This is a genomic window from Zobellia russellii, from assembly GCF_044597075.1.
In the GTDB taxonomy this organism is placed as follows: Bacteria; Bacteroidota; Bacteroidia; order Flavobacteriales; family Flavobacteriaceae; genus Zobellia; species Zobellia russellii.
The window spans coordinates 4,073,393-4,098,786 of the sequence record NZ_CP139000.1 but is presented as its reverse complement, the minus strand read 5'-3'; the positions used below and the strand labels follow the sequence as shown (position 1 = coordinate 4,098,786).

General features: G+C 38.8%; 25 protein-coding genes. 15 read left to right on the top strand and 10 right to left on the bottom strand.

Annotated elements, in window-relative coordinates; genetic code table 11:
* Position 1 precedes the first annotated feature (1 nt).
* The 4 genes from purE to SJY45_RS16710 all read left to right on the top strand — a co-directional run bounded on the left by purE (position 2) and on the right by SJY45_RS16710 (position 3,735).
* Complete coding sequence (gene purE / locus SJY45_RS16725; RefSeq protein ID WP_215438437.1) at positions 2-490, top strand: 5-(carboxyamino)imidazole ribonucleotide mutase; 489 nt, start codon at positions 2-4, stop codon at positions 488-490.
* A 33-nt stretch (positions 491-523) separates the two neighbouring features.
* Positions 524-925: a hypothetical protein gene (locus SJY45_RS16720; protein ID WP_215438438.1), complete on the top strand. Its 402-nt coding sequence runs from the start codon at positions 524-526 to the stop codon at positions 923-925.
* A 22-nt stretch (positions 926-947) separates the two neighbouring features.
* The gene (locus SJY45_RS16715) at positions 948-2,966 is read left to right on the top strand and encodes a M3 family metallopeptidase (RefSeq protein ID WP_400072201.1); all 2,019 of its coding nucleotides are present in this window, start codon (positions 948-950) and stop codon (positions 2,964-2,966) included.
* Between the two features lie 247 nt (positions 2,967-3,213).
* Positions 3,214-3,735, top strand: a complete 522-nt coding sequence (locus SJY45_RS16710; RefSeq protein ID WP_215438440.1) for a 5' nucleotidase, NT5C type — start codon at positions 3,214-3,216, stop codon at positions 3,733-3,735.
* On the opposite strand, the gene SJY45_RS16705 is transcribed toward SJY45_RS16710, so the two are convergent.
* Positions 3,732-4,091: a rhodanese-like domain-containing protein gene (locus tag SJY45_RS16705; protein WP_215438441.1), complete on the bottom strand. Its 360-nt coding sequence runs from the start codon at positions 4,089-4,091 to the stop codon at positions 3,732-3,734. The two genes, SJY45_RS16710 and SJY45_RS16705, sit on opposite strands and share 4 nt — an antisense overlap.
* Before the next feature lie 120 nt (positions 4,092-4,211).
* Between SJY45_RS16705 and SJY45_RS16700 the strand changes: the two genes are divergently transcribed.
* The gene (locus tag SJY45_RS16700; RefSeq protein WP_215438731.1) at positions 4,212-4,766 is read left to right on the top strand and encodes a sigma-70 family RNA polymerase sigma factor; all 555 of its coding nucleotides are present in this window, start codon (positions 4,212-4,214) and stop codon (positions 4,764-4,766) included.
* A 227-nt stretch (positions 4,767-4,993) separates the two neighbouring features.
* Here the strand turns inward: SJY45_RS16700 and SJY45_RS16695 are convergent, their stop codons facing one another.
* Positions 4,994-5,818, bottom strand: a complete 825-nt coding sequence (locus tag SJY45_RS16695) for a hypothetical protein (protein WP_303405256.1) — start codon at positions 5,816-5,818, stop codon at positions 4,994-4,996.
* Positions 5,819-5,943: 125 nt separating this feature from the next.
* On the opposite strand from SJY45_RS16695, the gene gcvP reads away from it, so the two are divergent.
* From gcvP to SJY45_RS16675, 4 genes are all read left to right on the top strand, one after another.
* Positions 5,944-8,796, top strand: a complete 2,853-nt coding sequence (gcvP, locus tag SJY45_RS16690; protein WP_400072198.1) for an aminomethyl-transferring glycine dehydrogenase — start codon at positions 5,944-5,946, stop codon at positions 8,794-8,796.
* 165 nt (positions 8,797-8,961) lie between these two features.
* Positions 8,962-10,017, top strand: a complete 1,056-nt coding sequence (locus tag SJY45_RS16685; protein WP_400072196.1) for a 3-oxoacyl-ACP synthase III family protein — start codon at positions 8,962-8,964, stop codon at positions 10,015-10,017.
* A 45-nt stretch (positions 10,018-10,062) separates the two neighbouring features.
* Positions 10,063-10,587: a methyltransferase gene (locus tag SJY45_RS16680; RefSeq protein WP_400072194.1), complete on the top strand. Its 525-nt coding sequence runs from the start codon at positions 10,063-10,065 to the stop codon at positions 10,585-10,587.
* A gap of 59 nt (positions 10,588-10,646) precedes the next feature.
* Positions 10,647-11,498, top strand: coding sequence for a glycosyltransferase (locus SJY45_RS16675; RefSeq protein ID WP_400074368.1), 852 nt, complete (start codon positions 10,647-10,649; stop codon positions 11,496-11,498).
* Between the two features lie 75 nt (positions 11,499-11,573).
* Here SJY45_RS16675 and SJY45_RS16670 read toward each other — a convergent pair whose 3' ends face one another.
* The 7 genes from SJY45_RS16670 to SJY45_RS16640 all read right to left on the bottom strand — a co-directional run bounded on the left by SJY45_RS16670 (position 11,574) and on the right by SJY45_RS16640 (position 19,146).
* Positions 11,574-12,083 (bottom strand): OmpH family outer membrane protein, encoded by a 510-nt coding sequence (locus SJY45_RS16670; protein WP_215438446.1) that lies wholly within the window; start codon positions 12,081-12,083, stop codon positions 11,574-11,576.
* Positions 12,084-12,225: 142 nt separating this feature from the next.
* Positions 12,226-13,044: an OmpH family outer membrane protein gene (locus SJY45_RS16665; protein WP_215438447.1), complete on the bottom strand. Its 819-nt coding sequence runs from the start codon at positions 13,042-13,044 to the stop codon at positions 12,226-12,228.
* 91 nt (positions 13,045-13,135) lie between these two features.
* Positions 13,136-15,760 carry an outer membrane protein assembly factor gene (locus tag SJY45_RS16660; RefSeq protein ID WP_289061595.1) on the bottom strand — a complete coding sequence of 875 codons (2,625 nt, stop codon included), beginning with the start codon at positions 15,758-15,760 and terminating at the stop codon, positions 13,136-13,138.
* Positions 15,761-15,764: 4 nt separating this feature from the next.
* Complete coding sequence (locus tag SJY45_RS16655; protein WP_303405247.1) at positions 15,765-16,505, bottom strand: isoprenyl transferase; 741 nt, start codon at positions 16,503-16,505, stop codon at positions 15,765-15,767.
* Between the two features lie 175 nt (positions 16,506-16,680).
* The gene (locus SJY45_RS16650) at positions 16,681-17,379 is read right to left on the bottom strand and encodes a DUF6089 family protein (RefSeq protein WP_215438450.1); all 699 of its coding nucleotides are present in this window, start codon (positions 17,377-17,379) and stop codon (positions 16,681-16,683) included.
* Between the two features lie 101 nt (positions 17,380-17,480).
* Entirely contained in the window at positions 17,481-18,362 is an 882-nt protein-coding gene (locus SJY45_RS16645; RefSeq protein ID WP_400072190.1) for an NAD kinase, read from the bottom strand.
* A 106-nt stretch (positions 18,363-18,468) separates the two neighbouring features.
* A complete protein-coding gene (locus tag SJY45_RS16640; protein ID WP_317195431.1) occupies positions 18,469-19,146 on the bottom strand; it encodes a CBS domain-containing protein in 678 nt (225 codons plus the stop codon).
* A 72-nt stretch (positions 19,147-19,218) separates the two neighbouring features.
* On the opposite strand from SJY45_RS16640, the gene SJY45_RS16635 reads away from it, so the two are divergent.
* The 6 genes from SJY45_RS16635 (at position 19,219) to clpX (ending at position 24,727) form a co-directional block, all read left to right on the top strand.
* Entirely contained in the window at positions 19,219-19,935 is a 717-nt protein-coding gene (locus tag SJY45_RS16635) for a pyridoxine 5'-phosphate synthase (RefSeq protein ID WP_400072188.1), read from the top strand.
* Positions 19,932-20,705 (top strand): alpha/beta fold hydrolase, encoded by a 774-nt coding sequence (locus tag SJY45_RS16630; RefSeq protein WP_400072186.1) that lies wholly within the window; start codon positions 19,932-19,934, stop codon positions 20,703-20,705. The genes SJY45_RS16635 and SJY45_RS16630 overlap by 4 nt, the downstream gene beginning before the upstream one ends.
* Before the next feature lie 133 nt (positions 20,706-20,838).
* Complete coding sequence (locus SJY45_RS16625) at positions 20,839-21,189, top strand: phage holin family protein (protein ID WP_215438454.1); 351 nt, start codon at positions 20,839-20,841, stop codon at positions 21,187-21,189.
* Between the two features lie 96 nt (positions 21,190-21,285).
* On the top strand, positions 21,286-22,608 hold the full coding sequence (gene tig / locus SJY45_RS16620; protein WP_289061586.1) for a trigger factor: 1,323 nt from the start codon (positions 21,286-21,288) through the stop codon (positions 22,606-22,608).
* A 104-nt stretch (positions 22,609-22,712) separates the two neighbouring features.
* Entirely contained in the window at positions 22,713-23,393 is a 681-nt protein-coding gene (gene clpP / locus SJY45_RS16615; RefSeq protein WP_215438456.1) for an ATP-dependent Clp endopeptidase proteolytic subunit ClpP, read from the top strand.
* Positions 23,394-23,491: 98 nt separating this feature from the next.
* Entirely contained in the window at positions 23,492-24,727 is a 1,236-nt protein-coding gene (gene clpX / locus SJY45_RS16610) for an ATP-dependent Clp protease ATP-binding subunit ClpX (protein WP_215438457.1), read from the top strand.
* A 96-nt stretch (positions 24,728-24,823) separates the two neighbouring features.
* On the opposite strand, the gene SJY45_RS16605 is transcribed toward clpX, so the two are convergent.
* Complete coding sequence (locus SJY45_RS16605) at positions 24,824-25,387, bottom strand: hypothetical protein (protein ID WP_400072183.1); 564 nt, start codon at positions 25,385-25,387, stop codon at positions 24,824-24,826.
* Positions 25,388-25,394 lie beyond the last annotated feature (7 nt).

The following is a 25,394-nucleotide window of genomic DNA, read 5'->3' as shown; positions in this document are numbered from 1 at the left end:
TATGAGTAAAGTAGCCGTAGTAATGGGCAGCACTAGTGACCTGCCCGTAATGCAAGACGCCATAGATATTTTAAAGGGATTTGACATTGAGGTAGATGTAGATATCGTTTCTGCCCACAGAACCCCGGAAAAACTTTTTGATTTTAGTAAAAACGCGCACACCAATGGCTACAACGTAATAATTGCGGGTGCCGGTGGTGCAGCTCATTTACCAGGAATGGTGGCATCTATGTCTCCTCTACCCGTAATTGGCGTTCCCGTAAAGAGCAGTAATTCTATAGATGGTTGGGATTCCGTACTTTCCATTCTTCAAATGCCGGGTGGTGTTCCCGTGGCAACCGTTGCTTTGAACGGAGCAAAAAATGCTGGAATTTTAGCAGCTCAGATTATAGGAAGTTCGGACAAATGCGTTCTGGACAAAATCATCGTTTACAAAGAAGGCTTAAAGCAAAAGGTTATAGATGGTGCAAAATCCGTTAGCACCAAGTAAACAACCCCTAAAACATCAAAAAAAATACAATTCATGAATTACCCATCACTTGTTGGTTTTATTCTTGGTGTACTGGCTATTATTGTTCTGGCTTTCGTAGAGAAAAAAGTTAAAAACCCCTATATTAAAAGCCTTTGGAGATGCTCTTTGTTCTTCTTTTCTATGTATATTTTAATTTTGACACTTGTTTTCATAAGGTGGAAATATTACGAAATGCAACTGGACTCTTTTGACCTTAATGGAGATGGCAGTATAAGTCTTACGGAATATACAGATCAATATAGGTTTGTTAGGGACAAGGTAATGACCGGAGCAGACCGTAATTTTGCATTTGTAACCGGTGCCGCACTATCCTTTTTATTGGCAGGTCTTGCACTAATATTGGATTTTGTAAATACCTGGATGCAACTAAAGAACAACCCCATAAAATCTTAAACTAACAAAAATCTTGCGCTATATGAACCCTTTATTGACCCCATTTGACACTGCGCCCTTTTCAAAAATTGAAAATTCGCACTTTAAACCTGCTTTTCTACAGGCCATGGAAGAGGCTAGAGCCGAAATAGACCAAATTACGACTAATGAAGAAGTTCCTTCTTTTGAAAACACCATAGAGGCTTTGGAGTTTTCCGGGCAGCAATTAGACCGTATTTCCAGTGTATTTTTCAATTTAAACTCCGCCGAAACTAATGAGGAAATTCAAAAAATAGCCCAGGAAGTTTCTCCGTTATTATCGGAATTCAGTAATGATATTACATTAAACGAGGCCTTGTTCAAGCGCATAAAAAATGTTTATGACCAAAAAAATTCATTAGATCTATCGGTAGAACAGCAAACATTACTTGATAAAAAATATAAAAGTTTCAGTAGAAATGGCGCTAATCTGGACGAAGATAAAAAGAAGCGTCTTCGTGAAATTGATGCCCAACTATCAAAACTAAAATTAAAGTTTGGTGAAAACGTACTGGCCGAAACCAACAAGTACGAAATGCACCTTACCAATGAAAACGATTTGGACGGTCTGCCCGAAGGCGAAAAAGAAGCTGCCTCCCAAATGGCAAAAGCTAAGGACAAGGAAGGTTGGTTAGTCACTTTAGACTACCCAAGTTATATTCCTTTTATGAAATATGCCAAAAACCGTGAACTTAGAAAAAAGTTGGCGCTCGCATTTGGTAGTAAGGCTTTTCATGGTGATGAGCTTGACAATCAGGAAAACGTACTTTCCATAGCCAATTTGCGTTACGAAAGGGCAAATCTTTTAGGATACAAAACCCATGCTCACTTTGTCTTAGAAGAGCGAATGGCAGAAACACCGGAAAAAGTACATGGGTTTCTAAATGAGCTACTGGTTAAGGCAAAACCAGCTGCCCAAAAGGAATTTGACCAACTGGAAGATTTTGCAAAAGAACTTGATAGCATAGACCAATTAGAAAAATGGGACGGTAGTTACTATTCTGAGAAGCTAAAACAAAAGTTGTTCAATTTAGATGACGAGAAACTAAAACCATATTTTAAACTAGAGAATGTAATCTCCGGAGTTTTTAAGGTGGCCGAAAAGTTATTTGACCTTAAGTTTGAAGAAGTAACGGATATTGATAAATATCACGAAGAAGTAAAGACCTATAAGGTTTACGATACTTCCAATAACTTCATCTCCGTATTCTACGCAGATTTTCACCCCAGAAAAGGAAAGCGTGGTGGTGCTTGGATGACTTCCTACAAACCACAATACAGACGTAACGGAGACAATGTGCGTCCACACATATCCAATGTTTGTAATTTTACACGTTCCACACCAAGCAAGCCATCTCTTTTAACATTTAATGAGGTAACTACCCTATTTCATGAGTTTGGCCACGGATTGCACGGTATGTTGGCTAACACTACGTACCCTAGCCTTTCGGGAACATCTGTTTTTTGGGATTTTGTAGAACTTCCCAGCCAAGTCATGGAGAACTGGTGTTATGAACAAGAAGCTCTTGAACTTTTTGCCACGCACTACGAAACAGGTGAAGTAATCCCAATGGAACTGGTCCAGAAAATTAAAGAATCCGCTACTTTCCAAGAAGGTATGCAGACCTTACGCCAACTTAGTTTTGGATTGCTGGATATGTCATGGCATGGAGTGGACCCAACGGGCATCACCAATGTAAAACAGCACGAAAGCGAAGCATTTAAGGGTACAAACCTATATCCAGAAACTGGGGAAACATGTATGAGTACAGCCTTTTCCCATATTTTTCAAGGAGGATACTCTTCTGGGTACTACAGCTACAAATGGGCGGAAGTTTTAGATGCCGATGCTTTTGCTTATTTTAAAGAAAAGGGTATCTTTAACAAAGAAGTTGCTACTAAATTCAAGGATAATGTACTATCCAAAGGAGGTACGGAAAACCCAATGACGCTGTACAAACGCTTCAGGGGAGCAGAACCCAAAGTAGAGGCCCTGTTGGAAAGAGCCGGGCTACTGAACTAAAAAAAAAGTAAAAAAATATACCGAGATTATGTTTTGTAAGTTTTTTCTTATATATTTACTAAACATAAGTAGGTTGAAAAGGTTATATCTAAAGTAATTTTTTTAACGGTTTTAAAAGAGGGTGTGGGGACGCCCTCTTTTTTTATGCCCAAAAACCAAAACATCTTTTAGGTTAAATAATTACTATTTTTTTTCAATTCGGTCCATCATTTCCAACGGTTTTTAGAACTTCGCAAAAAAAATACACATGGTTATATTTGTTGATATGGACGAGGTGATAGCAGACACCTACGGAGCGCACATAGAAGTTTACAATAAAGATTTTAATGAAAATCTAACATTAGACTTGTTTCATGGCAGTGAAGCTTGGCATAAAGTTCCTGTAGACAGACAACAAAGCGTACGTGACCATGCCAGAAACCGCGGCTTTTTTCGTAATCTGAAGCCTATAGCCAATGGCCAGAGCGTTCTAAAAAAATTAAACGAGAAGCACGAAGTGTACATTGCATCTGCTGCAATGCAGTTTCCAAATTCGCTTGAAGAAAAATCAGAGTGGTTAGATGAGCATTTCTCGTTCATACCATGGCAGAACCGTATACTTTGCGGGCACAAACACATTTTACGTGGTGACGTTCTCATTGACGACCGCAGTTACAACCTAGAAACTTTTGAAGGTAGATCACTTTTATTTACATCACCGCATAACGTAAATACTACTGGTTTTGAACGTGTAAACAACTGGCTAGAAGTGGCGGAAAAACTGCTTTAATCTTTCTTATTGGCCATATAGGCATCATAGCCCCCTTCTAGGTCAATAACTTTCTTAAAGCCCAGTGAATCCAGAACATGGGCCGCTTTTGCACTACGACCTCCTTTTTTACAGTAGACGTATATAGGTTTGTTCCTCTGTATGGTGTCTACTTTTTTTACAAAGTCGGTATCAAACCAATTAATGTTCACCGCATTATCCAAATGGCCGCTTGAATATTCCTCAGGAGTACGTACATCTACTAAAATACCGGAATCTATATCATTCTGTGAAAATTCTGTGATACGTTTTCCTTTACTTTGAGCACAACCCACACAGATAACGCTCAACATTAGAAGCAAATAGTGGAATTTCATGTTTTTTAAGTTTAATCAAAAATACGAATTATGGCGGCATTAAATTATATTGGAAGGAATGAAAAAAAATTGAAGGTCATTACATCTAATTCTATTACTTTTGATAATGACACGATACGTATGGCAGAACATCAACTAAACCCAGAGACATGGGTAGACTTATATGCTGATTATCTTTTTAACTACGCAATAGGCCGTATTAGCGATGCCGAGGTAGCAAAAGACCTTGTTCAAGAAACCTTTATGGCGGGTTTAAAATCCGCTAAAAATTACAAGGGAGATGCCGCCGAACGCACTTGGCTCATTGCTATTTTAAAACGAAAAGTAATTGATCATTACAGAAAAATCAATTCAAAAAAGGGAAAAGCGGAAGTAAGAATGAACTACAGTTCTCAAACCGATGCCGAGGGCGATTGGCTAGAAGAACAAGTTGCAGACCCGTTTAGTTCCTTTGAAAACAGTGACATAGAGAACGAGGAATTAGGACTTGCTATACAGTCATGCATTTCAAAATTACCAAAAAAACAAGCTTTGGTATTTACCATGAAGACCATTCAAGGAATTAGTACAGAAGATATTTGTAATGAGCTTGACATTAATCCGTCTAACCTGTGGGTAATGATCCATAGAGCTAGAACAGCTCTTATGGGTTGCCTTAATCAAAATTGGTTTTAACTTATGATTTCTTGCGAAAAAGCCGCCATAATTTGCAATAAAACCCAATACAGGGAAGCAACTTTTATGGAAAAATTAAAATTGCGTTACCACCTGTTAATGTGTAAAGCCTGTTCTAAAGCAACCAAGCAGAATACGCAATTAACAACCTTATGCCAAAAGGCCGATCTTCATAGCTTAACCGAGCAGGAAAAGCTAAAAATGAAGCAAATTTTAGAGAAGGGAGACTAAAAAATAGCTGAAATTGCCACTAACAGTCCCCACCACAAAATAGATATTCCTTCTACCCAAAAAGAGGAAAAATATTTATGTTGATTTCGTTTTGTAATGAACATCAAACTTCCTAACATTATAAATAGGACACCACCAGCTATTGCCTCCTCAAGGCTTGCGTTATTTTTTAAAAGAATCAAAAAGAAAAAAGGTAGCGTACCAAATGCCCCAAAAATCTTGGTGTTGGCCACTCCATAACGTTGTGGCAATGTTTTTAATTCCGGACTGTCATACGCTAAATCACGGATTTCAAAGGGAATCAACAAAATAAGAACGAATAAAAAGCGCTGTACAACCTCTATCCACACATCCTTTTCAAAAGTCCCCCCTTCCGATAGTACAGGAAGAACGACCGTTGCTCCCGCCCAAACCAATGCCACAATAAAAATTTTAAGTCCGCCCCAACTCCTTAAGTTCCTGGTATGCGGCAATAGAGGCAAGGCATATAGTCCCGTAAGTGCCACTAGCCCCCCTACTCCAATCCAAACTTCCAATTTAAGGAACCAACCATGATATAAGGCAATGGCCAACGCTATAAAACTGGCAAATTGGATGTTCTTATGATACCTACTGGCCACCAAAATATATTTTTTGGCTTCTACCCCATATTTCACAAAATTGTAGCAAGCAACGGAACCAAAAAATAGAAACCACGCCAGATGCTGGTCTACTCCATAACCTAATGTAATATCCGTGACATGTACCAACGCAAAAACACCAAGCGCCACATGAATACTAGCGTCTAGGTAAAAGTCGAATATACGGTTCAAGACCTTCATATTACAAAACTAACCAAACTGTTCATAACCCTCCTTTTTAGTTAAAAACTTTCACCTTGATAAACAATTATGTGATTTTTTTAAGGGATTAAATGCCTAATTTTACGCCACTTTTATTTTAAGCTATGAAAACAGATGTATTTGCTTTACGCCATATAGGCATTAAGGAAGAAAATCAAGAGCACATGCTCAAAACTGTAGGTACAGAAACCTTAGACCAGCTCATATACGAGACCATTCCTGATGATATCCGATTAAAAAAACCGTTAGAACTTAGTGCCGCCATGAGCGAGCATAAATTTCTGGCCCATATTCAAGAATTATCGGAGCAAAATGAAGTTTTTCGCACATACATTGGCTTAGGATATCACGAAAGTTTAACCCCTTCGGTAATCAAGAGAAATATTCTTGAAAACCCAGGTTGGTACACGGCCTATACTCCTTATCAGGCTGAAATCGCCCAAGGCAGATTGGAAGCCCTGTTAAATTTCCAAACGGTGGTAACGGACCTCACGGGAATGGAACTGGCAAATGCATCCCTATTGGATGAAAGTACTGCAGCTGCAGAGGCAATGACCATGTTATTCGATGTTCGTAGCCGTGACCAAAAGAAAAACGGGGTGTTAAAATTTTTCGTTTCAGAAGAAATACTACCACAAACCTTATCGCTTTTAAAAACCCGCTCTACCCCTTTGGGTATTGAACTAGTTATTGGCAATCACGAGGAATTTACTTTTGGCCAGGATTTTTACGGTGCTCTATTACAATATCCAGGCAAATACGGACAGGTAAATGACTATTCCGATTTTGTAACCAAAGCCAAGGAAAATGATATGAAAGTGGCTGTTGCCGCAGATATCCTTAGTTTAACCCTTCTTACCCCTCCTGGTGAATTTGGGGTAGACGTTGTTGTAGGAACCACGCAAAGATTTGGTATTCCGTTAGGCTACGGGGGGCCACATGCCGCATTCTTTGCCACAAAAGAGGCTTATAAAAGAAATATTCCCGGACGGATTATTGGAGTTACCAAAGATACTGACGGTAAAACGGCCCTTAGAATGGCCCTACAGACCAGAGAACAACATATTAAAAGAGACAAGGCTACTTCAAATATATGTACCGCCCAAGTTTTATTGGCTGTTATGGCAGGAATGTATGCTGTATACCATGGCCCGGAAGGCTTAAAATATATTGCGAACAAGGTACATCGCACGGCAGTAACCTTAGCGGATGCCCTAGAAAAATTAGGATTATACCAAACCAATTCGTCCTATTTTGATACTATTACCATTAAGGCCGATGCCAAGAAGGTGAGAAAAGTAGCTGAAGAAAATGCGGTTAACTTCCTTTATATTGATGATGAAACTATTTCCATAGCGGTAAATGAGGCTACATCATTACAAGACCTTAACCAAATTATTTCAATTTTCGCTAAAGCCCTTGGAAAAAATGGGCAGGAAACGAATACTCTTTTAGACAAATCCGCTATCAGTTCAACCATACAGCGCCAGTCTGCTTTTTTACAGAACGAAGTTTTCAATAGGTACCATTCCGAAACAGAACTCATGCGCTATGTCAAAAAGCTAGAGCGCAAAGACCTTTCTCTAAACCACTCTATGATTTCTCTTGGTTCCTGCACCATGAAGTTAAACGCAGCTTCAGAAATGTTACCGTTGAGCATGGCCCGTTGGGCAAATGTTCATCCGTTCGTACCAATTGAACAAGCCAAAGGTTATCAGTTTATATTAAAGGAACTGGCAAAAGATTTATCCACTATAACCGGTTTTGCCGCTACATCGCTTCAACCCAATTCCGGGGCTCAAGGCGAATACGCAGGCCTTATGGTCATTAGAGCATACCATGAGTCCAGAAACGAAGGACATAGGGATGTTTGTATCATACCTGCCTCGGCACACGGCACTAATCCTGCTTCCGCGGTAATGGCAGGCATGAAAGTAGTGGTTACAAAAACAGATGAAAAAGGAAACATAGACGTATCCGACCTAGAGGACAAAGTTTCTGAACATTCGGAAAACCTTGCAGCCTTAATGGTTACCTACCCTTCTACGCACGGTGTTTTTGAGTCTTCTATTAAGCACATTACCCAACTAATACATGATAATGGCGGGCAAGTATATATGGATGGCGCCAATATGAACGCTCAAGTCGGCCTTACTAATCCCGCAATTATTGGTGCGGATGTTTGCCATCTAAACCTTCACAAAACCTTTGCCATACCTCATGGAGGCGGAGGTCCGGGTGTTGGCCCAATTTGTGTTGCGGAACAATTGGTTCCTTTTCTTCCCGGTAACCCCGTGATAGAAACTGGTGGAGATAATGCCATAACTGCAATATCCGCGGCGCCTTGGGGTAGTTCTTTGGTGTGCTTAATTTCCTATGGTTATATTAAAATGCTTGGTGAACAAGGATTAAGGCATTCTACCGAAATTGCCATCTTGAACGCCAATTACATCAAACACAAATTAAGTGGAGCATACGATGTTCTCTATACCGGGGAAAAAGGTCGTGCAGCCCATGAAATGATTATAGATTGTAGACCGTTTAAAAAGAATGGCATTGAGGTCACTGACATTGCAAAAAGACTAATGGACTATGGTTTTCACGCACCAACCGTCTCATTCCCTGTTGCGGGAACCATAATGATCGAGCCCACAGAAAGCGAAAGCTTGGCCGAACTAGACCGTTTTTGTGAAGCCATGCTGTCTATTAGAAATGAAATTAAAGAGGCATCCGCAGATGACCACAACAACGTTCTTAAAAATGCGCCGCATACACTTGAAATGTTGACCGGAGACGAATGGAACTTTCCGTACAGCAGACAAAAAGCGGCATTTCCACTTTCCTATATTCAAGAAAACAAATTTTGGCCTTCGGTTAGGCGTGTAGACGATGCCTATGGAGACCGTAATTTAATATGCACCTGCGCACCCATAGAAGCATACGCAGAAGCGGAATAAAATGGTATAAACCCAACAAATACAAGCCTTTTCAAATGATTGAAAAGGCTTTTCCTTTTCTACGTACATTCTTAAAAACGTCTTGAACATCGTAATAATTATTATGCATGCATAATAATGAAGCCGTTCTTCCGTACCTTGTTAGGTGATAAAATAATTTGCATTATGGCGATTGAGATTACAGGAACAGGAAGTTATATACCCTCGTTGGTAGTACCTAACGATAACTTTGAAGGTCATAATTTTTTAAACTCGGATGGCTCCCCTTTTGCGCATGACAATGCCGTTATTATTCAAAAATTTAAAGGTATCACCGGAATAAAAGAAAGACGCTATGCCGAAAACAATCTAAATGCCTCAGACATTGGTTTTCTTGCTGCTGAAAAGGCAATTACCAATTCAGGAATAGACAAAGAAACATTAGACTATATCATCTTTGCCCATAATTTTGGAGACGTCTCACCCAACAATGTACAAAGTGATATGTTGCCCAGTTTAGCAACACGGGTAAAGCAGCATTTACGTATTAAAAACCCTTCTTGTGTTGCTTATGATCTTATTTTTGGTTGCCCAGGATGGATACAGGGTGTTATTCAGGCCAACGCATTCATTAAAAGTGGTATTGCCAAAAAATGTTTGGTTATTGGTGCTGAAACCCTATCTCGTATAATAGACCCACATGACAGGGACTCTATGATTTATTCCGATGGAGCGGGAGCTACTATTATAGAAAAAACAGAGGAATCCGGAGGAATACTGGCACATGCCAGTGCATCATACACCCAAGAGGAAGCTTATTTTTTATTCTTTGGAGAATCGTACAACAAACTAAAGGACGATACAAAATACATAAAAATGTTTGGCCGTAGAATTTACGAATTTGCCGTAACCCATGTACCCCAAGCAATGAAAGACTGTTTGGACGAAAGTGGTGTTGCCATAGACGACCTTAATAAAATATTCATACATCAGGCCAATGAAAAAATGGACGAAGCCATTATAAAGCGGTTCTACGGACTTTACAACCGCGAGGTGCCCGAAAATATTATGCCTATGAGTATAGGAAAACTAGGCAACAGTTCCGTAGCAACAGTGCCTACCCTGTACGATTTGGTACGCAACGGAAAAATAGAAAATCAAGAGGTTCAAAAGGGAGATGTTATTATCTTTGCCAGTGTTGGCGCAGGCATGAATATCAATGCCGTAGTCTACCGGATATGATTGAACCGGTAGAAACGCAAACCATGAAACTTGCAACCTGTTCAAATGTACGAGAAGACCTATCCGAGTAAACGTTTTCAGCATACCCTAGATTTCCTAAAGAAACATGTAACTCCAGAAGAAACTATTTTGGACCTTGGCGTGGCCAATCCGTTTTCAAAAATAATGAAAGAGGAAGGTTACTCTGTTGAAAATACCAAAGGTGAAGACTTGGATATTGACTATTCCTCATTGGTCAGTTCAAATGCAGACGTGGTTACGGCCTTTGAAATTTTTGAGCATTTATTGGCACCTTTTAATCCCCTTAGAGAAATTAAGGCGAACAAATTGGTGGCCAGCATTCCCCTAAAACTATGGTTTTCTCCTGCTTACCGCAGTAAAACAGACCCTTGGGACAGACATTATCATGAATTTGAAGATTGGCAATTTGACTGGCTTTTAGAAAAAGCCGGCTGGGAAATAAAGGATAGGGAAAAATGGACCAACCCTGTTAAAAAAATAGGTTTACGCCCGTTATTACGCAGTTTTACACCGCGCTATTATATTGTTTACGCGGAAAAAAACAGATAAATTAGGCTTCTAATCTCAATTCAAATTCATAGCTTCTGACCCATTAATGTTTTATGGCCATGCACTACTATGTAATTGTTCCCGCACATAATGAAGAAGGCTTCTTAGCGGACACCTTGAATTCCATCCTAAGACAGTCGCTGCAGCCCAAAAGAGTCGTTGTAGTGAACGATAATTCTACAGACAATACAGAGGCCATTATTGACCAGTTCTTAAGCCTGAGTCCTATTTTTACAAAATTAAACACCGTATCCTCTACGGAACATATGCCAGGCAGCAAAGTTGTAAACGCGTTCAATAAAGGTTTAGAAATACTTGATAACGATTATGACTTTATCGTAAAACTAGATGCCGATATCATCCTACCCGATAACTATTTTGAAAAAATAGTCTATATCTTTAGAGGACAACCTAAAGTGGGCATTGCCGGAGGTTTCATTTACGAACAGACCGAAAACGGGCAGTGGAAGCTAAACCACCCCATGGATAAAAACCACGTAAGGGGGGCATTTAAAGCCTATACTAAAAAATGCTTTAAAGCCATTGGAGGTTTAAGGAACGCTATGGGATGGGATACCATTGATGAATTGCTTGCCCAATATCATGGACATGAAATCTACACGGACGACGGCCTAAAGGTAAAACATCTAAGACCTACCGGGAATGCCTATAACCCCAAGGCCAAACTTCTACAAGGAAAAGCCATGTACACCATGAGATATGGTTTGGTCATTACCATAATCGCCTCATTAAAAATGGCTGTAAAGCAAAGAAAACCAAAAGCCTTTGCAGATAACATGTATGGATTTTTTGAAGCTCAAAAAGAAAAGAAACAGTTTCTAGTCTCTAAAACCGAGGGCGAATTCATTAGAAGATTACGCTGGCGAAATATTAAAAGAAAACTCTTCTAACACAAAAAGAATAAGTATTAAACAAAAAATGCCCACTGTAACAGCGGGCATTTTTTGTTTGAGTGTTTTGATATATTATATACCCAACTCTTTCTTTACGTCTGCCAAAAGGTCTTTACCCTTAGCTACGATCAAACCTCCACCGGCTTGTGCATCAATTACGTAATCAAAACCTTGAGCGGCAGCTACTTTTTCAATTGCAGCTTTAGCTTTATCCGAGATAGGAGCAAAAAGTTCTCCTTGCTTCTTTTGAAGTTCTCTCTGTGCAGCTTGTTGCGCTTCACCAATATTCTTTTGAACTCCTTGAAGCTCTATTGCTCTTTTTTCGTTCTCTTCTTTTGATTTAGAAGGCGCCTCATTTTGGTACAAAGTAGCTTTGTTCTGAAACTCGGTCATTGAACTTTCTATATCCGCATTATAAGTCTCAGACAATTTTTTAAGCTCTGCTTCTGCACTTTTCATCTCCGGCATTGCACTTAATAATTGGGTAACATCAATATGTGCTACTTTGCTCTGTGCGTTAACAAAACTTGTAGTGGCTACAAACAATACTAAGGCTACTGCTATTTTCTTTAAGTGTTTCATGATAATTCTAGTTAAAATAATTGAGTGTTAATTTCTGGTTAATGTATATTTCTCGTTTCACATTTGCTAAGCAAATCGCCGCAATGTATTAAAATTATGTCTATTTAGCAGATGATTGCGAGACTTTGTTCAGTAAACCGTCTTACTCTTCAGTTTCTTCGTCATCTTGCCCGCCTCCTTGGCGTTCTTCTAACTTTTCTTTTCTCTTTGCTTCCCGTTCTTCTAACAACTTTTTTCTGCGTGCTTCATACGCTTTTTTACGCTCTTCTCTTAGCTTTAACTGCTCTGCACGTTTCTCTTCTGCTGTTTTCTCTCTTTCTTGTTGCGCCTTTTCGGCATTTTCTTTTCGCTCTTTAAGCGCATCGCTCATCTCTTCTTCGGCCTCTTCGTCATCAAACTTACTTCTACTATCCTTTTTGGGCTTACTTATCTTACGTGTTCTAGAAATGCCTCTTAGCACCAAATCACTAATATCATGCCTATTTTCTGAGTACAACATAACCACATCGGCAGATTTATCAAAAATAAAATCATACTTCTTGTTGGCACCTATTTTCTGTACTTCATTAAAAACCTGATCTTGTATAGGCTGGATCAAGCGTCTTTTTTGCAAAACCAAGTCGCCCTGAGGGCCAAAACGGTCTTGCTGATACTCTACCATCTCTTTTTCAAGAATCTGGATATCTTCTTCACGTTCTGCAATTAACTCATCTGTTAAGAGCACCCTTTCCGCCATTAGGTCTTTTTTTACCGCCTCTAACTGACTTTGCTTTTGCTCTATATCTATCTTCCATTTCTGGACCTTATCCGCTAATTGCTTATTTGCATCTCTGTACTCCTCTACGTTCTCCAAGATATATTCCATATCTACGTAAGCAATACGTACACCACGCTGAGCAAAAGTATAGGCAGAACACAAGGTTAGCACCAATACAAAAAGAACGTTTGATTTTGTTTTCATTTCTTTATCGTTTTATCCAATAGAAAATATCGTGCCAAAATTACTAAAACTTTTAAAATGAGTGGTTTAGCATAGTGACCGATTCTTTAAATTAAAACTGCTGGCCGATAATGAAGTGTGTTTGAAGTCCACTAGGTCCGTTTCCGATAGACTGTGGTCTAAGGTCTTCGTCAAACCCGTAACCAAAATCAATACCTAACAACCCGAATGCCGGCATGAAAATGCGCAGCCCCACTCCGGCCGATCGTTTTATTTGAAACGGATTAAATTCCTGAAAATTGTTGAAGGCGTTACCTCCTTCCATAAATGCAAGCATATAAATGGAAGCTGAAGGTTTTAAAGTTAACGGATAACGTAGTTCTAGAGAGAATTTATTGTAAACCAAACCACCTTCTTGCTGGCCTGTAAGAGGGTCTATAGGCGTTAAGGATTGGTTCTCATACCCTCTTAACTGTACTACATCCCTTCCATCTAAAGTAAAGTTACCAAGACCATCACCACCTACAAAGAAACGCTCAAAAGGAACATCTCCTACATCATTGTTATAGTTGCCCAAGAAACCGAACTCTGCATTGGTACGCATAACCAAATCACCTACCAAAGTTGTATACCAGTCTCCTTTAAACTTTACTTTATAGTACTCTAACCATCTAAAACGTTGTTGATCGATATCCTCTAACTCTGCATTTTCCGAAGCTGTTAAGGTTTGGCCCAGAAGTCTACGATCAGCTTCTAATTGGGACAACTCTTCACTACGATCACGTAAGGACTCAAAGTCTTTATTGCTAAAGAGGGAGTAAGGAGGTGTAAATTTGGCCGTTACTTCAAAATTAGAACCTCCTCTTGGGAAAATACGTCCACCAGCGGTGGCATTTCTTGAAATTCCCAAAGTATAGGCAAAAGAGTTGGATTTTCCGTTTCCAAAATTGAACAATCCTATATCATAGTTATTGAATTCATACAATTGGTAACTTAACGAGTGAGATATTGTAAAATAATCATCAGGCCATTGCACACGCTTAGCCAAACCTGCAGATATACCCGTTATAGCAAAACCACGATCTTTATCAACCTCTATTCTACTCCTGGAGGAATTATTGTAATCTACCCCAAATTGCTGCGTTCTAGAAAGGTTTAAACTAAATTGAACGGGTTTTCTACCTCCTAACCAAGGCTCCGCAAAGTTTAGACTGTACACCCTAAAGGTTCTACTGGCCTGTACCCGCATGGCAAAAGTCTGTCCGTCTCCCATAGGAACCGGTTTATACTCCTCGCCCTTAAATATATTTTTTATAGAAAAGTTATTAAAGGAAAGCCCCAATGTACCAATAAAGCCACCGCCGCCGTAACCACCTTGTAATTCTATCTGACTGGAACCGGATTCTACCAAGTTGTACTTAATATCTACCGTACCCTCGTTTGGATTAGGGTTAAGAATATCCGGCTTAATTTGTTCCGCATCAAAATAACCTAGCTGTTGAAGCTCACGAATGGTACGGATAATATCACTTTTATTGTATTTCTGACCGGGACGCGTTCTTAATTCACGATAGATTACATGATCGTTTGTACGATCGTTACCAACCACATCTATATGGTTAAGAAAGGTCTCTTTACCTTCTATAACACGTATTTCAAAATTAATGGTATCATTCTCCGCAGAAACCTCCACCGGATTAATACTTGAAAATAAATACCCGTTATTCTGGTACAAACTGGTTACATCATTAGGTTCCGGTTTAGAATCATCTGCAATACGTTCCCTTAATAAAACCCCATTGTAAGTATCTCCTTTTTTGATACCTAAAACCGCGGCCAATTGACGGTCTGTATACACACTGTTACCCACAAAATCAATATCTCCAAAGTAATATTTGTTACCTTCTTCTATTTGATATTTTAAGATGATATTGTTTTCATCTACTTTGATTAAAGAGTCGGAAATGATACGGGCATCACGATAACCGTTCTCTGCGTACTTATCGGACAATAGTTCCAAATCATTCTCATAATCCTCTTCTATAAATTTGGATTTCTTCCAGAAACGCCAGAAACGTTTTTCTTTTGTTTTCTTAAAAGCACCTTTAAGTTTTTTATCGGACAACTGCTCGTTACCCTCAAAAATCATTTTTTTGATTTTTACCTTATCTCCCTTATTGATATTGATGACCATTTTCTGGGCATTGGTCTCAGAAGTATCCTTTGCAACAATAATGGAAGTTTTGGCATTCAGAAAACCTTGTTTTTTATACTTATTATCAAGGTAATTCTTGGTGTTGGCAATTAAACTTTCGGTAATTTTCTTACCCTTTTTTAGATCGGTATCCTTAAGAAGATCATCAACCTTTCTAGGTTTAACACCATTTATAGTAACCCCTGAAAGAGTTGGTCTCTCAATAATGTTCAATTCAAGAAAAACCTTATCCCCTTCTATATTAGTTATATAGAAATCGATATTTTTAAAAAGCTCAAGGCCCCAGAGTTTATTGATGATTCCGCTAATTTCCTCTCCTGGAAGCGTAATAGGTTGCCCCACACGTAAGCCGGTGTACGTTTTTACGGTCTGCTCGTTATAACTTTGCAGCCCAGTAACCTCTAACCCACCTAAAATGTATTTTTTACCGTCCTCAAAAGAAAGCTCTTGTGCGGCGCAAAATGTGGTTGCAAAAATTAATAGGAGTGTAATAAAAGGTTCGAAGGATATGAACCTTTTCATATCGCTAATTGAGTTGTTCGCTGGTTTTTCCAAATCTTCGTTCTCTGTTCTGATAACTTTTTATGGCTTCTGCCAAATGTTGACTACTAAAATCGGGCCAAAATACATCTACGAAATATAATTCCGCATAGGCGATTTGCCACAACAAAAAATTGCTGATACGATGCTCACCACTAGTACGGATAAGCAAATCTACATCTGGCAAATCATGCGTGTAAAGATGGTTATTAATAATGGTTTCGTCAATGTTTTCAATTGAAATTATATTATTTTTAACTTTGGCACTTATTTGTTTTACTGCACTTTTCAGCTCTTCCCGTGCACCATAACTTAAAGCCAAAGTAAGGGTCATTCCTGTATTTCCCCTCGTTTTTTCCATGACCTCTTTTAGCTCCTTATTGGCTTTTTTAGGTAAAGACTCAATATCTCCAATAGCATTTAATCTAATGTTGTTCTCGGAAAAAGTCTTTAATTCTTTCTTTAGGGAAGACACTAAAAGTTTCATTAAAGTATCAATTTCAATCTTGGGTCTTTTCCAATTCTCCGTAGAAAAGGTATACAAGGTTAGGTACTTAAGCTTTAGTTTAACACAGTTTTCAACTGTGGCACGCACCGTCTTAACTCCATTTTCATGCCCAAACACACGAAGTTTACCTTGTTTTTTAGCCCATCTACCATTTCCGTCCATAATTATGGCGAGGTGGCTAGGCATTTTGTTTTCGTCTAATTCTTCTAGATTAACCATAAGGAATTGATCATACCACTCTAATACACATTCATTTATCTGGAGTAAATTTCATTTTCCAGTTCACAAAATGATGTTTTTTTTGAGCGCACGGCAAAAATAGCCTATAAATTTGAATTATACATAGTAAAGACCTAATGAAGAAAGGAAAAATGCCGTGTTACCTGAGTTTAAACTATTCAAAACACTCCATACATGGCTTTCTACCAAAGGTATAGGTTAAGGTAAAACCAGAGAACACGTACCAGTCATCACTAAAAACGTTCCCGAACCTAAGGTCGTTCAATTGACGGCTAACATTAAGTTTTTCTGGATTGCTACCATCTAGGTTGTCCGTAAAAGTATAACGGGCACCTATTTCCGCACCTAAAATAAGGAACTGGTTTAAACGAATCTTTGCCCCAACGGTCATTGGAATAGCAAAGGAACCATCTCTTTGAGAGACATCTAAAAACTGACCGGCATCAAAATAGTTATAGTCATATCTAAAATAGGTAAGACCCGTATATAAATATGGCGTAAATGCAGGCCCTAACCTATGCAAGTTATACTCTACAAAGTTAAATTCCAGACCGGCAGAAGCTTCTAATAAAGAATTATCCATAACGTATCCTCTCTGCTGTCTAGAAGGATCGTTAGACTTGGTATCATCTGCCGTAAATTTACCGTAGATTACACTGGCACGCCATGCATACCGCTTAGCTATATTCCATTTAAATATACCCCCAAGGGCAATATCCGAAGGTAAAATATAATTAGTCCGGCCTACATCTCCAATGGCATTGGCGCCTCCGGCAAAAATACCGGCTTCATAGGTTTGAGCTCCAACACTTCCAAAAGTGCACAGCAAGACTATGATAATGAATTGCTTCATAAATAGTATTAGTTTGCGAATATAACAATTGCACCCAACTATTATATTAATGTTCTCACATGATAAACAGGATTTGCGGTTTTTTATTGCCCGCTCAAGATTCAATTACGCCGATCTTCTCCCCACAATAGTTTATTCCGAAGTGTTTTTAAAAAGCTCTCCGATGTATATTCTATCATTTTAATTGTGAAGCCGGCTTTTTTTATACGAATTTCCTTTCCATTCTCCACAGATGCTATTCTAGAATCCAGAGAAATAAGATGGTTATCTTCCCTTCCCGAAACCTTTAACCTTATTTGTGTATCATCTGAAATAACCAACGGCCTAGCATTTAGGTTATGCGGTGCAATTGGGGTAAGTACCAAAGATTTTGCCGTGGGTTCAATGACCGGCCCACCACAACTTAAAGAATACCCTGTAGAACCCGTGGGCGTAGAAATAATAAGTCCATCTGCCCAATAAGACGTAAGGTATTCATTGTTCAAATAGGTTTCAACCGTAATCATAGAAGTAGTATCCTTTCTACTTACCGTAATCTCGTTTAAAGCAAAATACAGTTCGTTCAATTCCGAAATCTCATCCCCATTATCAACTTCAACCAAACTACGTTCTACAACAGTATAAGCCCCCCTGTTAAATTCTTGCACTACTTTACGCACTTCCTCCTTACTAAACGTAGAAAGAAAACCGAGACGGCCCGTGTTTACCCCAACAATGGGTATTCCCAAATCCCTTACAAAAGTAGTTGCTCTTAAAATAGTACCGTCACCACCAAAACTAACGAACATATCAAAAGAACCGTCTAACCCTTCAGTATCCGTGAATACCTGATACCCATCTGATGCATGTTTTTCGGAGAGAAAATCGTGAAATTCCTTTTCAATGGCTATTACGGCACGTGCTTTTTCAAGCTCATCAAGCAACTCCATTACATATTGCAAGGTGTCCTCTTGATACATTTGACTGTAAATAGCAACTTTCATCCCTTAATTTTTATCTTTATTACTAAGGCCTTTTTGACCTTATGCGACAAAAATAAGGATTGTACCCTTGACTAATTACCCTTTTCAAAGATAATCGCAAGAAATTCTATACGTTGAGATATTTATCCAGATAATCGGACCGTTCCTTTAAATCTTCCAAGAACTGGTCATCTGTATTCCCGAACAACACATTGTAGTTATAACGGCGGAATGTCTGCAGAATGTCGTTTAAATTTGAAGAGGCAATTTTAATAGTTATCTGCACAACATCATTCTTAGAATCGGTAATAAAGCCACCTATCAACTTGGTGTTATTACTTTCAACAATTTGTGCAATTTCACTAAACGAGTAATCCTTAATACCCTTGGCCACAACTATAATACCACCTGGTTCCGTAAAAAATGGGGTATCTATAAAAACGCTTACTATATCCGTAAGGTCATAATAACCATCAATTCTACCTTTTTCATCAATTATAGGCACAAGATTGGCCTCATTTCTAGCAAAAACCTCCAAAACATCTAACCAACTGGTTTCTTTCCGAACAAAAAAGGTCTCCAAATCATAACGATATTGCTCTACCTTTTTATTGGTATCAAAATTTTCTAGGTCATTTTCACTTAACACACCAAGATAAGCCCCGTTCTCGGTAACTGCAACGTGCGAGTACGTGGTATCCTTAAAAAAGGTGATTATCTCTAATAGTGAATCCCCTATTTTATAGGACGGAATGTTCGTTACTATGTGGTCTTGAATATGCATAACTCTTTCTACTAAACGCAAAATACTAATTAAAAATATCAAAAGGTATGCCTAATTTGTATTTTTGTACCAAATGGTTAATTCTATCGGTAAATGACAAAACTAAGCGTAAACATAAACAAGATTGCAACTCTAAGAAACGCCAGGGGCGGCAATATGCCGGATTTATTAAAAACCGCAGCGGATATAGAGTCTTTTGGCGCCGAGGGTATTACCATACACCCTAGGCCTGACGAAAGACACATTCGTTACCAAGATGCCCGAGACCTAAAAAACTTGGTCACCACGGAATATAACATAGAAGGAAATCCTATTGGACAATTCGTAGATCTAGTTTTGGAAGTACGCCCTACACAAGTTACACTTGTGCCGGACGCCGTAGACGCCATTACCTCTAATGCAGGATGGGACACTGTTAAGCACCAAGCTTTTTTAATAGAAGTTATCCAAACTTTTAAGGATGCAGGAATCAGAACTTCTATTTTTGTTGATGCCGATGCCAAAATGGTTGAAGGAGCTGCCAAAACCGGTACAGACCGTATTGAGCTATATACAGAAAGTTACGCGGAACAGTACGCCAAAGGAAATCATAGCCAAGGGGTGAGTCCGTTTACCGAAGCTGCCAAAGTTGCACATCAATGTAACTTAGGCATCAATGCCGGACACGACCTAAGCTTGGACAATATAAAGTACTTTAAGGAAAATGTACCGCATTTATTGGAAGTCTCTATAGGGCATGCCCTAATCTGCGAGTCGCTTTACCTTGGCTTGGAGAACGTTGTAAATATGTACCTGAATAAATTAAAATGACCGAAACCCTACACTCCAAAATATTAGGAACCGGTACTCCCCTATTGATTCTGCATGGGTTCCTAGGAATGTCCGATAACTGGAAAACACTAGGCAACCAGTATGCTAAAGAAGGTTTTGAGGTACACCTCATTGATCAGCGGAACCATGGCAAAAGTTTTTGGTCCAATGATTTTGATTACGACCTTCTTAGCGAAGACCTCAAAACCTATATGGAAACCAATCAATTGGAAAATGCCATGATCATTGGCCATTCCATGGGTGGTAAGACCGCTATGCAATTTGCTTGCAACTACCCTAATCTCGTAAGCAAAATGATTGTTGCAGATATTGGGCCTAAATTCTACCCGCCGCACCATCAACCCATTCTTGATGGATTGAACGCTATAGACCTAAGCACCATTTCATCAAGAAACGAGGCCGATTCCGAACTCGGGAAATACATTACGGATTTTGGAACAAGACAATTCTTGCTCAAGAACCTTTACTGGGTGGAAAAGGGACAATTAGGTTTTAGATTCAACCTTAAAGTCCTAAGTGAGAAAATGAACGAAATTGGCGAGAACATAGGTACTACCGACTCTTATAGCGGCCCAACCCTTTTTCTTCGCGGAGACCGGTCGGAATATATAATGCAAAGTGATCTTGAAGTTATTGAAACGCATTTTCCAAATTCTGAATTACAAACCATAGATAACGCGGGCCATTGGCTACATGCGGAAAATCCAAAACAGTTTTTTGAAAAATCTATTCGGTTCTTAAAATCATAACCACGCCTTAACTATTTTTCTTAACAAAGACGTCTAGAGAGGACCGTGCGCAATACTAAAAACAACAAAATCTTTTCTTTATCTTTAAGGGTGGCATAATTATTTGCCCCTAACTAAAAAACACCTTTCAATTATGAAACTCATTTTACGTGTTCTCCTAAGTGCTCTTGCCGTAGTTATACTTTCAAAAATTTTACCACACGTCTCCGTAGATAGCTATATGACAGCGGTTATAGTAGCCATCGTACTCAGCCTTTTAAATTTTATAGTAAAACCTATTTTAGTGATACTTACACTGCCGGTTACTGTACTAACGCTAGGTCTGTTCCTACTCATAATCAATGCAATAATCATTTTCCTTGCAGACAATCTCATAGATGGCTTTAACGTAGACGGTATTTTATGGGCCATAATTTTCAGCCTATTATTATCCTTTCTTCAATCTATATTGTTTTCTCTTTTGAAAGAGGATAAAAAATCGTAACGATTGTTTGAATCTCAACGATTTAAAAACTTGCTAGGGTACATTAATTGTAGTACTTTTGCATCCCATTTTATGGAAACAAAAAAGAAGATTTAGATGAATATTACAAAAGAGCAGATCGACGATCTAAATGCCGTCGTTAAAGTGGCCATCACCAAAGAAGATTACCAAGAAAAGGTAGACAGTATTCTAAGTGACTATAGAAAGCAGGCCAATGTACCTGGTTTTAGAAAAGGCCACGTACCAATGGGGCTAATAAAAAAGCAATACGGAAAGGCCGTTTTGGTAGACGAAGTAAACAAACTTCTTCAAGATAACCTTAACAAATACCTTACCGAAGAAAAATTAGATGTTCTTGGCAACCCACTTCCTAAGCAACAAGATAATTTTGACTGGGACAATGAAGAATTGGCTTTTGAATTTGAGTTAGGTCTGGCTCCTGAGTTTGAGGTTCCTTTAAAAACAAAGAAACCTATCACCCACTATAAAATCGTTGCCGATGATAAAATGGTAAACGAGCAAGTAGAACGTATTCAAAAACAATACGGAAAACTTATCAGCAAAGATGCCGTTGAAAAAAACAACGAAGTAACCGGTACTTTCAAAAACGAGGAAGCGGAAATAGACAATAAAGCCACTTTAGAACTTGACAAAATCAAGAGCAAAAAAGCTTTGGACGCTTTAAAAGGCAAAAAAGTAGGTGATGTGGTTACACTAAAATCTAAAGGTCTTTTTAAAGAAGACTACTTGCTTTCCAGTGTTTTTGGTGTTTCTCAAGATAAAGCTGCAGACTTAGATGTTGAAGCTACCTTTACCATTGAAGAAATTAACGAAAGAGAGCCTGCTGCTTTAAATCAAGAGCTTTTTGATAAGCTTTTTGGTGAAGGCGAAGTTAAATCTGAAAAAGACTTGAAACAACGTATCAAGGACGATTCAGAAAAACAATTTGAGCAACAGTCCGATCAGAAGTTATTGAATGACATTACTGAATATTTTATAGAAAACACCAAGTTTGAACTTCCAACAGAGTTCTTGACCAAGTGGATTCAGATGACCGGTGAAAACCCGTTAACGGAAGAAGAAGCCAATGAGGAGTATGAAAAATCCGAAAAAGGACTTCGTTACCAGCTAATTGAAGGCAAGGTCATTAAAGATAACAATATTGAACTTCAGTTTGACGAGTTGAAAGAATTTGCCAAAGGTTTCATTAAATCTCAAATGGCACAATTTGGCCAATTAAACCCTCAAGAAGAAGAATTGGATAATATAGCTGCTCGTGTATTGGGCAACCAAGACGAAGTTAAGCGTCTGTCCGAACAACTAATGAGCCAAAAATTACTTACCCTTTACAAAGAGAAAGTAAACCTTAAGACCAAAGAAGTTACTTACGAAAACTTTGTGAAGGAAGTATACGGGTAATATTTCCAAAAAATTATAAGTATCTTTACGGTGCCGAAAATGTGATTTTCGGCACCTTTTTTTTATTTCATGCCCCAGGGTACTTAAACATCGAACAGAAAAATATGGATTACGGAAAAGAATTCAAGAACTACGCTATAAATCACCAAGGTATTAGCAGTACCTATTACGATTCGATCTTAACGAGCATGTATCCCGTTGGTCTTACCCCCAACATTATTGAAGAACGTCAAATGAACGCCGTTGCCATGGACGTATTTTCAAGATTAATGATGGACCGTATCATCTTCTTGGGAACCGGTATTAATGATCAGGTAGCAAACATTGTACAGGCACAATTATTGTTTTTGGCCAGTACGGATGCACAAAAAGATATTCAGATTTATATTAACTCACCAGGTGGAAGCGTGTATGCCGGCCTAGGAATCTATGACACTATGCAGTTCATTGCTCCGGACGTTGCCACCATTTGTACCGGAATGGCCGCCTCAATGGGCGCCGTGCTTCTTTGTGCAGGCGAAAAAGGTAAACGAAGTGGTTTAACCCACTCTAGAGTAATGATTCACCAACCTATGGGCGGTGCTCAGGGCCAAGCAAGCGATATTGAAATTACCGCACGTGAAATCTTGAAGCTAAAATCAGAATTATACGAAATCATAGCCAAGCATTCAGGCCAGACTATAGACAAGGTTAACGAAGATAGTGACCGTGATTATTGGATGAAAGCCGAGGAAGCTAAGTCCTATGGTATGATTGATGAAATTTTGGTAAGGGGGAAAGAATAATTTCGACCAAATGCTCATAACTAATTGGTTTTTCGAGCAAAACGATGAACCAAAACGCATTTATTTGCGTTTATTTTTCAAAGAAAGTACACATTAATATGGCTAAAGAAAATTTAGAATGTTCGTTTTGTGGAAGAAAAAAGCCTGAGACCAATCTTTTGATTGCAGGTCTTGATGCACACATATGCGATCGATGTATAGAGCAAGCCCATGGTATTGTTACCGAAGAATCTAGACAGACCAAAACTAATGACCTTTCTTCAGAACTTACCCTGAAGAAACCTATTGATATTAAATCATTTTTAGACACTTACGTTATTGGTCAAGAGCGTACCAAAAAAGTAATGTCCGTTGCTGTTTACAATCACTACAAAAGGCTTTTGCAGCCCAAGTCAAAGGAAGACGATATAGAGATTCAGAAAAGTAACATTATAATGGTGGGTCAAACAGGTACGGGAAAAACCCTTATCGCAAAGACCATTGCAAAGATGCTAAATGTTCCTTTGGCCATTGTAGATGCTACGGTTTTGACGGAGGCTGGTTATGTTGGAGAAGATGTAGAAAGTATCCTTACCCGATTGTTGCAGGCCGCAGATTACAATTTGGAAAAAGCGGAGCGCGGTATTGTTTTTATTGATGAAATTGATAAAATAGCGCGTAAAAGCGATAACCCGTCCATTACCCGAGATGTATCCGGGGAAGGAGTTCAGCAAGGCTTACTTAAATTACTTGAAGGTACGGTTGTAAATGTTCCGCCAAAAGGAGGAAGAAAACATCCGGACCAAAAGTTTATTGAGGTAAATACCGAGAACATTCTCTTTATAGCTGGTGGTGCTTTTGACGGAATTGAACGCGCCATTACCAAAAGGTTGAACATGCAGGCCATAGGATATAGCGCAGCTAAAAGTGATGATGCCTTGGATTTGGAGAATATTCTTCAATATATAATTCCAAAAGACTTAAAAGAGTTTGGCCTAATTCCTGAGATTATAGGAAGACTTCCGGTACTTACACATATGAATCCGTTGGATGAGAAGACCTTAAGAGCTATTCTTACAGAACCCAAAAATGCAATTATCAAACAGTATGAAAAGCTGTTCGCTATGGATGATATTACTTTTTCCATTACGGACCAGGCTTTGGATTACATTGTTCAAAAAGCTATTGAGTACAAATTGGGCGCCAGGGGTCTTAGATCGTTGTGCGAGGCTATTTTTACCGATGCTATGTTTGAAATGCCTAGTAACGATGAAACGGAATTTAAAGTTACCAAGCCTTACGCCGAAAATAAATTATCTTACGAGACCATTAAAAAACTGAAAGCAGTTTCTTAAACCTCTGGTTATAAAGCAACAAAAAGCGGAATCAAAATATTTTTGATTCCGCTTTTTTTTATTTTCTTGAGTGTTAGTTTAAAACCTCTTTACTCTTTATATCACTTTTTGCTTATTCGTTTTTCCTGAAACCTGCGTAGCCGTATTCAGCAAGTCAAGACAAACCTTTTTAATTATCTTTTCATCAGTGTACATATTATGGCTAAACCCTTTTACAAGCTCTCCTTCTACTCCAACTTCTTTGTACCAAGAAGCTTTGGGCCTATACACATCGGCATCGCCAAATAAAAGTCTCATTGGTACTTCTGGTTTTTCTACTTCCGAGCGTACCCTGGTAGAAGAGACCGCGTATAATGATTTCATAGGCAAACCGGAAAGCGCTGCTTTCCAAGCTATAGCTCCGCCAATACTAAAACAAAGGTAGTGTGCCGGTTCTTTTTCTTTTTTTAGAAGATGTGCTACTGCCGTTTCTATACCTCCATTAACGAAAGCTTGATGAATATTCTCCTCTGAGTTTACTTTAACATCTATATTTCCCAATTGCTGGCAATCATAAAAAGTAATATTAAAATACTGCTGAAGATATCCTAGGTATGAAGTAATCCAGAGCCCCTTTTTAGCTCCCCACATGTCGGATATGATTACAAGTCTTTCTGCCATAATATTA

Excerpts from the sequence above, each read along its gene's own strand:
- purE (WP_215438437.1), top strand. The coding sequence starts at position 2 with ATGAGTAAAGTAGCCGTAGTAATGGGCAGCACTAGTGACCTGCCCGTA.
- SJY45_RS16720 (WP_215438438.1), top strand. The coding sequence starts at position 524 with ATGAATTACCCATCACTTGTTGGTTTTATTCTTGGTGTACTGGCTATT.
- SJY45_RS16715 (WP_400072201.1), top strand. The coding sequence starts at position 948 with ATGAACCCTTTATTGACCCCATTTGACACTGCGCCCTTTTCAAAAATT.
- SJY45_RS16710 (WP_215438440.1), top strand. The coding sequence starts at position 3,214 with ATGGTTATATTTGTTGATATGGACGAGGTGATAGCAGACACCTACGGA.
- SJY45_RS16705 (WP_215438441.1), bottom strand. The coding sequence starts at position 4,091 with ATGAAATTCCACTATTTGCTTCTAATGTTGAGCGTTATCTGTGTGGGT.
- SJY45_RS16700 (WP_215438731.1), top strand. The coding sequence starts at position 4,212 with ATGGCAGAACATCAACTAAACCCAGAGACATGGGTAGACTTATATGCT.
- SJY45_RS16695 (WP_303405256.1), bottom strand. The coding sequence starts at position 5,818 with ATGAAGGTCTTGAACCGTATATTCGACTTTTACCTAGACGCTAGTATT.
- gcvP (WP_400072198.1), top strand. The coding sequence starts at position 5,944 with ATGAAAACAGATGTATTTGCTTTACGCCATATAGGCATTAAGGAAGAA.
- SJY45_RS16685 (WP_400072196.1), top strand. The coding sequence starts at position 8,962 with ATGGCGATTGAGATTACAGGAACAGGAAGTTATATACCCTCGTTGGTA.
- SJY45_RS16680 (WP_400072194.1), top strand. The coding sequence starts at position 10,063 with ATGTACGAGAAGACCTATCCGAGTAAACGTTTTCAGCATACCCTAGAT.
- SJY45_RS16675 (WP_400074368.1), top strand. The coding sequence starts at position 10,647 with ATGCACTACTATGTAATTGTTCCCGCACATAATGAAGAAGGCTTCTTA.
- SJY45_RS16670 (WP_215438446.1), bottom strand. The coding sequence starts at position 12,083 with ATGAAACACTTAAAGAAAATAGCAGTAGCCTTAGTATTGTTTGTAGCC.
- SJY45_RS16665 (WP_215438447.1), bottom strand. The coding sequence starts at position 13,044 with ATGAAAACAAAATCAAACGTTCTTTTTGTATTGGTGCTAACCTTGTGT.
- SJY45_RS16660 (WP_289061595.1), bottom strand. The coding sequence starts at position 15,760 with ATGAAAAGGTTCATATCCTTCGAACCTTTTATTACACTCCTATTAATT.
- SJY45_RS16655 (WP_303405247.1), bottom strand. The coding sequence starts at position 16,505 with ATGGTTAATCTAGAAGAATTAGACGAAAACAAAATGCCTAGCCACCTC.
- SJY45_RS16650 (WP_215438450.1), bottom strand. The coding sequence starts at position 17,379 with ATGAAGCAATTCATTATCATAGTCTTGCTGTGCACTTTTGGAAGTGTT.
- SJY45_RS16645 (WP_400072190.1), bottom strand. The coding sequence starts at position 18,362 with ATGAAAGTTGCTATTTACAGTCAAATGTATCAAGAGGACACCTTGCAA.
- SJY45_RS16635 (WP_400072188.1), top strand. The coding sequence starts at position 19,219 with ATGACAAAACTAAGCGTAAACATAAACAAGATTGCAACTCTAAGAAAC.
- SJY45_RS16630 (WP_400072186.1), top strand. The coding sequence starts at position 19,932 with ATGACCGAAACCCTACACTCCAAAATATTAGGAACCGGTACTCCCCTA.
- SJY45_RS16625 (WP_215438454.1), top strand. The coding sequence starts at position 20,839 with ATGAAACTCATTTTACGTGTTCTCCTAAGTGCTCTTGCCGTAGTTATA.
- tig (WP_289061586.1), top strand. The coding sequence starts at position 21,286 with ATGAATATTACAAAAGAGCAGATCGACGATCTAAATGCCGTCGTTAAA.
- clpP (WP_215438456.1), top strand. The coding sequence starts at position 22,713 with ATGGATTACGGAAAAGAATTCAAGAACTACGCTATAAATCACCAAGGT.
- clpX (WP_215438457.1), top strand. The coding sequence starts at position 23,492 with ATGGCTAAAGAAAATTTAGAATGTTCGTTTTGTGGAAGAAAAAAGCCT.
- SJY45_RS16605 (WP_400072183.1), bottom strand. The coding sequence starts at position 25,387 with ATGGCAGAAAGACTTGTAATCATATCCGACATGTGGGGAGCTAAAAAG.